The sequence below is a fragment of the Brevundimonas sp. UBA5936 genome, from assembly GCA_002430835.1.
Classification (GTDB): Bacteria; Pseudomonadota; Alphaproteobacteria; order Caulobacterales; family Caulobacteraceae; genus Brevundimonas.
The window spans coordinates 1-8,555 of sequence record DJDA01000098.1 but is presented as its reverse complement, the minus strand read 5'-3'; the positions used below and the strand labels follow the sequence as shown (position 1 = coordinate 8,555).

7 protein-coding genes are annotated in these 8,555 nt (G+C 66.5%); 5 read left to right on the top strand and 2 right to left on the bottom strand.

Features of this window, described 5'->3' with window-relative positions; translation table 11 throughout:
• The 4 genes from B2Y21_RS09145 to mscL form a co-directional block, all read left to right on the top strand.
• Positions 1–420 (top strand): (d)CMP kinase (locus tag B2Y21_RS09145; RefSeq protein ID WP_292059106.1); only part of this gene is annotated, 420 nt, incomplete at its 5' end.
• Positions 421–603: 183 nt separating this feature from the next.
• On the top strand, positions 604–2,301 hold the full coding sequence (gene rpsA / locus B2Y21_RS09140; RefSeq protein WP_292059103.1) for a 30S ribosomal protein S1: 1,698 nt from the start codon (positions 604–606) through the stop codon (positions 2,299–2,301).
• Between the two features lie 277 nt (positions 2,302–2,578).
• Positions 2,579–2,869: an integration host factor subunit beta gene (locus tag B2Y21_RS09135; protein WP_087141719.1), complete on the top strand. Its 291-nt coding sequence runs from the start codon at positions 2,579–2,581 to the stop codon at positions 2,867–2,869.
• Positions 2,870–2,898: 29 nt separating this feature from the next.
• Positions 2,899–3,306: a large-conductance mechanosensitive channel protein MscL gene (gene mscL, locus B2Y21_RS09130; RefSeq protein ID WP_003165991.1), complete on the top strand. Its 408-nt coding sequence runs from the start codon at positions 2,899–2,901 to the stop codon at positions 3,304–3,306.
• Positions 3,307–3,330: 24 nt separating this feature from the next.
• On the opposite strand, the gene B2Y21_RS09125 is transcribed toward mscL, so the two are convergent.
• A complete protein-coding gene (locus tag B2Y21_RS09125) occupies positions 3,331–4,497 on the bottom strand; it encodes an N-acetyltransferase (RefSeq protein WP_292059101.1) in 1,167 nt (388 codons plus the stop codon).
• 202 nt (positions 4,498–4,699) lie between these two features.
• On the opposite strand from B2Y21_RS09125, the gene B2Y21_RS09120 reads away from it, so the two are divergent.
• Positions 4,700–6,478, top strand: a complete 1,779-nt coding sequence (locus B2Y21_RS09120) for a peptide MFS transporter (protein ID WP_292059099.1) — start codon at positions 4,700–4,702, stop codon at positions 6,476–6,478.
• Positions 6,479–6,619: 141 nt separating this feature from the next.
• On the opposite strand, the gene B2Y21_RS09115 is transcribed toward B2Y21_RS09120, so the two are convergent.
• On the bottom strand, positions 6,620–8,555 hold a 1,936-nt coding region (locus B2Y21_RS09115; RefSeq protein WP_292059097.1), incomplete at its 5' end, for a TonB-dependent receptor plug domain-containing protein.

The following is an 8,555-nucleotide window of genomic DNA, read 5'->3' as shown; positions in this document are numbered from 1 at the left end:
ACCGATCGCGGCGCGGGCGAGGCGGCCAGCCGCGTCGCCAGCCATCCGGGAGTGCGGGCGGCCCTGCTGAAGCTGCAGCAGGACTTCGCCGCCCAGGCCGGCGGGGCGGTGCTGGACGGGCGCGACATCGGCACGGTGATCGCGCCGGACGCTCCGGCCAAGCTCTATATCGCCGCCAGCCCGCAGGTGCGCGCCGAACGCCGCTGGAAGCAGCTGACCGCGCGTGGCGAGGTCATCGCCTTTGAGGACATGCTGGAGGATATCCGTCGCCGCGACGCCCGCGACGCCGGCCGCGACGACGCCCCGATGGTCCAGGCCGACGACGCCGTCTTGCTGGATACGACCGATCTGGGTATAGAGGCCGCCTTCGATGCGGCCCGCCGTATCGTCGAGGCGGCGCGAGCCAGGGCCGGGATATGATCCCGCCGGGCGAATCCAACGCTCCGATCTCCTCGACGGCCGCGGGCGTTCTGGCTTTCCGTACGTGCGCTCTTCTGCGCGCCTGGCCTCGTCTCGTGACGACCTGACTTCCCCTTCTTCACCCCTTTCGCGCGCGTCCGTTCGGCCGTGCGCGTTCCCTTTTCATCAACCCCAAGAGTTTCCATGACTGAAACCCTCAACCCCACCCGCGACGATTTCGCCGCCCTGCTCGACGAACAGCTGCAAGGCCGCGACCTCGGCGAAGGCCAGGTCGTTCACGGCCGCGTCGTCGGCATTGAAAAAGACATCGTCATCATCGACGTCGGTCTGAAGACCGAAGGCCGCATCGCCATGCGCGAGTTCGGCCAGGGCGAAGGCGCCGTCCTGCCCAAGGTCGGCGACAACGTCGAAGTCTACCTGGAGCGCGTCGAGAACGCCCTGGGCGAAGCCGTCATCAGCCGCGACAAGGCTCGCCGCGAAGAAGCCTGGACCCGTCTGGAAGCCGTGTTCGCCGAAGGCCACCCGGTCAACGGCGCCATCGTCGGTCGCGTCAAGGGCGGCTTCACCGTCGACCTGGGCGGCGCCTCGGCCTTCCTGCCCGGCTCGCAAGTCGACATCCGTCCGGTCCGCGACGTCGGCCCGCTGATGGGCAAGGAACAGCCCTTCGCCATCCTGAAGATGGACCGTCCGCGCGGCAACATCGTCGTCTCGCGTCGCGCCATCCTGGAAGAAGCCCGCGCTGAACAGCGCACGGAGCTGGTCGGCCAGCTGCAAGAAGGCGAAATCCGCGAAGGCGTCGTCAAGAACATCACCGACTACGGCGCGTTCGTCGACCTGGGCGGCATCGACGGACTGCTGCACGTCACGGACATGTCGTGGAAGCGCGTGTCGCACCCGTCGCAAGTCCTGGCCGTCGGCGACACCGTCAAGGTCCAGATCGTCAAGATCAACCCGGACACCCAGCGCATCAGCCTCGGCATGAAGCAGCTGCAGTCGGATCCGTGGGACGGCGTCGAAGCCAAGTACCCGGTCAACGCCAAGTACACCGGCCGCGTCACCAACATCACCGACTACGGCGCGTTTGTTGAGCTGGAAGCCGGCGTTGAAGGCCTGGTCCACGTCTCGGAAATGTCCTGGACCAAGAAGAACGTCCACCCGGGCAAGATCGTCTCCACCTCGCAGGAAGTGGACGTCATCGTCCTGGACGTCGACAGCGCCAAGCGTCGTATCTCGCTGGGCCTGAAGCAGGCTCAGAACAACCCGTGGGAGGCCTTCCTGGAGGCTCACCCGGTCGGTTCGACCGTCGAGGGCGAAGTCAAGAACGCCACCGAGTTCGGCCTGTTCGTCGGCCTGGACAACGACATCGACGGCATGGTCCACCTGTCGGACCTGGACTGGAACGTGTCGGGCGAAGAAGCCATCCAGCGTTACCGCAAGGGTGAGACGATCAAGGCCAAGGTCTTGGACGTCGACATCGAGAAGGAGCGCGTCTCCCTGGGCGTCAAGCAGCTCGGCGGCGACCCGATGGAAGGCGACACCTACAAGCGCGGCCAGCAGATCACCGTCACCGTTTCGTCGATCGAAACCGGCGGCATCGAGGTCAAGTTCGGTGAAGACGACGCGCCGGTCACGGCCTTCGTCCGCAAGTCGGACCTGTCGCGCGACCGCAACGAGCAGCGCACCGAGCGCTTCGCCGTGGGCGACCGCGTCGACGCCATGATCACCGCCGTCGACAAGGCCACGCGCCGCGTCTCGGTCTCGATCAAGGCTCTCGAGATGAAGGACGAACAGGAAGCCATCGAACAGTTCGGGTCGTCTGACTCGGGCGCCTCGCTGGGCGACATCCTGGGCGCCGCGCTCAAGAACGCGTCGAAGGAATAGGTTTCCCCATCTAACGGGAAGCCAAGGGCGGCCGGAGCGATCCGGCCGCCCTTTTTCTTTGCGCGCCGCATCTGTGGGCGCCGTTGAGGTCGAACCGTTCTGGGAATCGATCGCAGCACTGATCGGCTTTTTCTCTCTCCGCGAGCCGCTCGCGCGGCGAAACCTGTCCGCGTTGAAAGCAAGAAACCTTCACGACGATACGTTTTGTCTCTTTCTTCCTGTGGCGACAGACGGTTAGGGTGTCGTCCCGGACGGTGAAGCCAAGGCGGGGGCCTGAATGATCAAGTCTGAACTGATTGAGAAACTGGCGGCTGAGAACCTGCATCTCACCCATGCTGAGGTGGAGCGGGTCGTGAACGTGATCCTGGGCTGTATGACAGAGACCCTGTCGGACGGCGGACGGGTCGAGCTTCGCGGTTTCGGCGCATTCTCGGTGCGGAGCCGCCCGGCGCGGACGGGACGCAATCCCCGCACCGGCGAGACGGTCGAAGTCCCGGCCAAGGCCGTGCCCTTTTTCAAGAGCGGCAAGGAACTGCGCGAGCGTCTCAACGCTTCCGGCGACGCCTGACTAAATTAATCAGAAAGACTGAAGACCCCATGAGCCTGCTGACCGAGTTTCGGGAATTCGCCGCGCGCGGCAACGTCGTCGACCTGGCGGTCGGCGTCATCATCGGCGCTTCGTTCGGCAAGATCGTCACCAGCCTGGTGGATCAGGTGGTGATGCCGCCGATCGGCCTGCTGCTGGGCAAGGTCGACTTCTCCAAGATGGAATGGGTGCTGGTGCCCGAGAACCCGGCGACCGAGGCGGTTGAAAAGGTGGCCATCCAGTACGGCGCCTTCATCAACACCCTGATCCAGTTCCTGATCGTGGCCTTCGTGGTCTTCCTGGCGGTCAAGGCCATCAACAAGATGCGCCGCGAGCAGCCGGCCGAGCCTGCAGCCGGCCCGACGCCGACCGAAGCCCTGCTGGCCGAAATCCGCGACGAACTGAAGGCGCGTCCCTAAGGGCGCATCGCTGCGAGGGCCTTGTCAGGCCCTCGCTTCCACCGCTGAGCGGCGCGTAGGCGCCGGCGCCAGCCGCAGGGCGGCGCTGGCCCGCGCAGGCAGCGGCCGCAAACAGAAGGAATAGTCGCCGTCATACGGGGTGGGCCGCCAGCCTGCGTCCTGCATCCCTGCGTTGAAGGCGACATGGCAGTGGCCCCAGCCGCCTTCGCGCCGTGCGCGTTCGCCGAACCGGCCCAAGGCGCGCTGAAGGTCGGACGAGGCGACCTGCAGGCGCATCTTGGCGGCGCCCAGGGCCGGCGCCAGGCGGCGCAGGCTCTCGCACAGGGTCTGAATCGCCGTTGCATCGTTCTCGAGCGCAATCAGATCGATGATCTCGAGGATCGGCGGCTCCAACGGCGTCTGTTTGTTCAGCATGGCGACGGCGAAGCCCGTGATGCGCCCGCCCTGCCTGTGCGCTAGGGTCAGGGGCGGCACGGTCAGATCCGGATCCGACAGCCGCCATTTCATGATGGAAGGGCTGCGGTCCGCGATCAGGCGACCTTCGGCCAGCAGGGCCTGCCAGAAGCGCGCATAGTCTGATCGCGCGGACAGGTCGGGGTTCAGGCTCACGGTCGGGGGCAGACGGCGCTCGGCCTGGCGTAGGCCGCGTCTCTTGAGCAGGCGGGGCAGGGGCGACAACTGTTCGCCCAGCAGGTCCGCCATCGCCGGGGCGTGCTCGACGAGGCCGCGCAAGGCGCGCCCGCTGAGGCAGGCGGCCGGATCGATCATCCAGGACAGCTTCACCGCATGGGCGTCGGGCGGCCAGGGGATCATGCCGTGCCGCTTGTAGAGGGGGCTGGACCGGGCGTTCGCGTTCAGCGTGTAGCGAGCGAAGCAGGCGGGCTGAGTGACGAAAGCGTCGATCAGGTCGCGGCTGCGGCCCTTTTGCGCCGGAGGCACGACGATGGAATAGCCGGTGGCGCCGTGCAGGGCGCGGCCGTCCAGCCAGAATCGCTGGATGAAGTTGCCGACCACGGCTTCGGCGCCCGCACCGTTGTCGATCACCCAGCCGTGCGGGGCGGCGATCTCGGCCGCCGCCGGATTGGTCATCAGCCAACGCCAACCCGCCGTCGAGCGTTCCGGCCACCAGACGCTGCGGTGCAGCCGATTGACGGCTTCCTGATCGGACGCATTCAGCGGTCGCAGCGGCATGGATCGGCTCCTTGTGCAGGCGCAAGGAGCATTCACGCAAAACGTGTACAATGATCTAAGCACGCTCAACACGAGAAGTGTTTGGCCGTTATGCGACGACCTGACGGCCGGATTTCGCCGTTAACGCTTGTTTGCAATCCGTGACCGTGCTGTTTCTGCACGCTTCCGCGCCCGTCGGGGGCGCAAGAGATGGAGCTTGCCGTTGAGCACGACGGACGCAGGGGGCGCGCTCGAAGCGCCACGCAAGACCTTTTTGGGTCACCCGCGGGGGCTGGTGATCCTGTTCTTCACGGAGATGTGGGAACGCTTCTCCTATTACGGAATGCGGGCGCTGCTGGTCATGTACCTGACCCAGCACTTCCTGTTCGGACCGGCCGAGGCGCAGGGCATCTACGCCGCCTACGCCGCCCTGGTTTATCTGATGCCGGTTCTGGGCGGCATGATCGCCGACAAATACCTGGGCGCGCGCAAGGCCGTGGTCATCGGCGCCGTGCTGCTGGTGGCCGGTCACTTCACCATGGCCTTCGAAGGCTCGGGCGGTAAGGAAAGCCTGACCATCGGCGAGCGCACCTATCAGATCGAGGTCGTCGGCCGCGACCAGAACCGCACCATGTTCGCCGTCAACGGCGACGAGCGGGTCCAGATCTCCATCACCCCGGAAGGCGTGTCCAAGGTCGGCGCCGAGCCGGCGGCGGCCCCCGTTCCTGGCCAGGCCGCCGACGCTGCGGCGGTCGCCGCGGCCGGCGAGGGCTTCCCAGCCTTCACCCCGACCAGCGGCTACAAGGTCGAGACCAAGCGCGACACCGCCTTCGGCGAGCCGGTCCTGTTCCTGGCTCTGTCGCTGATCATCATGGGCGTGGGCTTCCTGAAGGCCAACATCTCGACCGTGGTGGGCGCCCTCTATGAGCAGAACGACCCGCGTCGCGACGGCGGCTTCACCATCTTCTACGTCGGCATCAACCTGGGTTCGCTGCTGGCCACGGCCGCCTGTTCCTACCTGGGCTTCACCTACGGCTGGGCCTATGGCTTCGGTCTGGCTGGCTTCGGCATGCTGTTGGGGCTGCTGACCTTCCTGCTGGGCGCGCCTTGGCTGGAGGGCCGCGGCGGACCGCCGGTTCCGCTGAAGGGCCGCTCCATCTTCGGGGTGCCGGTTGAGGCCTTCTTCTGGACGGCGGGCATCGTCGCCGTCTTCCCGATCTGGATGCTGATGCAGCGTCACGAGATCGTTCAGACCATCCTGATCCCGATCGCCCTGGTCACCTTCGTGTCGGTGGTCGGCTACACCGTCTTCCGCCTGAAGGGCGCCGAGCGTTCGCGGATGCTGGTCGCCCAGGTGCTGATCTTCTTCTCGGTGCTGTTCTGGGCCCTGTTCGAGCAGGCGGGTTCGTCCCTGACCCTGTTCGCGGACCAGTCGACGCAGATGCCGAGCTGGTTCAACGCCGGCTACACCCAGATGTTCAACCCGGGCATCATCGTCATCGGCGGCCCGATCATGGCGGCGCTGTGGGTCTGGCTTGGCAAGCGCAACCGCGAGCCTTCGACCCCGGTCAAGTTCTCGGTCGCCCTGGTCCTGGTCGGCGCGGGCTTCCTGCTGCTGTCGTGGGCGGCGGCGAACAACTTCAATGAGTCGTTCCGCGTCCCGTTGATGATCCTGTTCCTGACCTACGCCTTCCACACCGTCGGCGAGCTGTGCCTGTCGCCGGTCGGCCTGTCGATGATCACCAAACTGTCGGTGGCGCGCGTGGTCGGCCTGATGATGGGCGTGTGGTTCCTGTCGTCGTCGGTGGCCCACATCGTCGCCGGCTGGATCGCCGCCGCCACCGCCACGGACACTGTGGCCGGCGTCGTCACCAACCCGCAACTGGCGCTGCAGACCTATGGCTCGATCTTCGGGACCATCGGCTGGACCGGCGTCGGCGTCGGCGTGGTGCTGCTGGCCCTGTCGCCCATCCTCAAGAAGGGCATGGCGGGCATCCACTGATCGCCTGATCGGTTGCTGACACAAGGAAAGGGCGGCGCCTCGCAGGAGGCGCCGCCCTTTTCAGTTGGTGCGGGTCGTCCGCCTGGCGCCGCCTCGCGTTGGGGGGGCGAGACGACGACCGGTGGATCCTTTTCTTATGGCTCAGAAGGTCTTGCGCACGCGGATCTGATAGAAGGTCCGCGGGTCCACGAAGCGGTTCTCGACAAAGGCGACCGGCCGGGTGTCGCGGTCGCCGAAGACGGTGCGCTCGACGTTGAAGTCGTCCCAGATGTTGATCTGGCCCCGGATGGCCAGGGTCGGCGTCGGCTTATACTCGGCCCACAGCTCGTAGTAGTCGTGGCCGCGCCAGCCCGAGATCTGGTCCGGCTGATAGTCCTTCTGGCCCAGCAGCGGGATCCAGGCGCCGCCCCACTGCAGCTTCCAGCTGGTGATGTCCTGCTGGAAGGTGATGGTCGCCTGGCTGGCGCGGATGCCCGAGATGGGGCGGATCTCGCCCGTGGTGGGATCGGTGACCTCGGTGTGATTCCAGGTGTTCTTGAAGCCGAACTTGCCGCCCGAAAGGCCCAGCTTGTCGGTCGGGACGGTGACGTTCAGCACCAGCTGATCCAGCGTGCCGTCGCCGATGTTGCCGACGCCGGTCAGGCCGCCGTCCAGCGGGATCAGGTCGATAACGTCGGTGATCTCGTCATGGCGCAGGCCGACGCTGACGATGCCTTCGCCCCAGAAGCGCTTTTCGAAGGTCAGTTCGCCGACCCAGCGCTGTTCGGGTTGCAGATTGACGTTGCCGCCGAAGACGTTCTCGTCCTCCAGCTCGGCCGAGGCGGCGAAGTCGCCGAAGTCCAGCTGGCCGACGGTCCGCTCGATACGCAGGCGGACCTGGGTGTCGGCCGTCGGCGTCCAGGTCGTCAGCAGGCGCGGCTTGGCGTAGAAGAAGCTTTTCTCCTGCTCGGCGTCGCCCGACTGGCTGATGGTCGAGGATTCGAGCCGCAGCCCGCCTTCCAGCGTCCATTTGGGATTGATGCGCCAGGTCGCCTTGCCGAACAGCTCGCCGCGCGTCTCCTCGACCTTGACCGAGGCCGAGGGCAGGGGCTTGTCCACACCGCCGATGGAGTAGGCCTGTTCGACCTCCAGCATGTTGTAGGCGATCTCGCCCCCGCCTTCGAACTCCAGGGCGGCGGACCGCTCGAAGCGCAGCAGGCCGCGCAGGATGGTCTCGGACGAATCGCCGGTCGCGGCGAAACGCTGGATCGGCTCCTCGACGCCGGCTTCGCGGTTCAGCGAGGTGGCGACGTTGTCGAACTCCTCGAACTCATGGATGAAGCGCGTCTCCAGCTTCAGCCGCTTGGACAGGGAGCGGGTGTAGACGACGCCGACCTCGCCGCTGTTGGTGTCCTCGTCGTACAGGGCCTCGCGACGGATGCCCGGCGCCGTCTGGCGGTTGATGTTGTGCCAGTCGTTGACGCCATAGCGCGCCGTCAGGTCGATCTTGCCGCCCATCAGCGGGCCGGCGTAGGTGCCCCGGATCGAGTTCCCGCCGCCGTAGCCGTCGTTGTAATAGTCCTCGGCGCGCAGCAGCTCGCCGTTCGGCCCGACCCGGCGCAGGGGCCCTGCGCCGTTGGAGTCGCTGTTGGAGATGCCGTCGCTCAGCGTCACGCCCCAGGTGCGGTCGCCCTTGCGCTCGGTGAACTGATAGGAGCCGCCGAACAGATCCTGGCCGCCCTCGAACAGAAAGGCGTTGCCGGTCAGAATGTGCTCGCGGCTGACCGTATTCTTCAGGATGACGTTGGCGACCACGGAATAGCCCTGCATCTCGATGCCCGGCGCCCCGCCGCGGATCAGTTCGATGCGGTCCACCTGGGCGGCCACGGTGCGGCCCAGGACGTTGGAGCCGGTGTCGTTCTTCGACGCCGGGCGCGAGCCGTTGATCAGGACGTTGCCGACCGCGCCTTCAAAGCCGCGCGCCCCGTCGCCGTCGTTGACCGAGAAGCCGGGCACCCGGTTGACCATGTCCAGCGCCGTGTTGGGGCGGGCGTCGGCGAAGAAGTCGGGGGTGAAGATCAGCACCGCCTGATCGCCG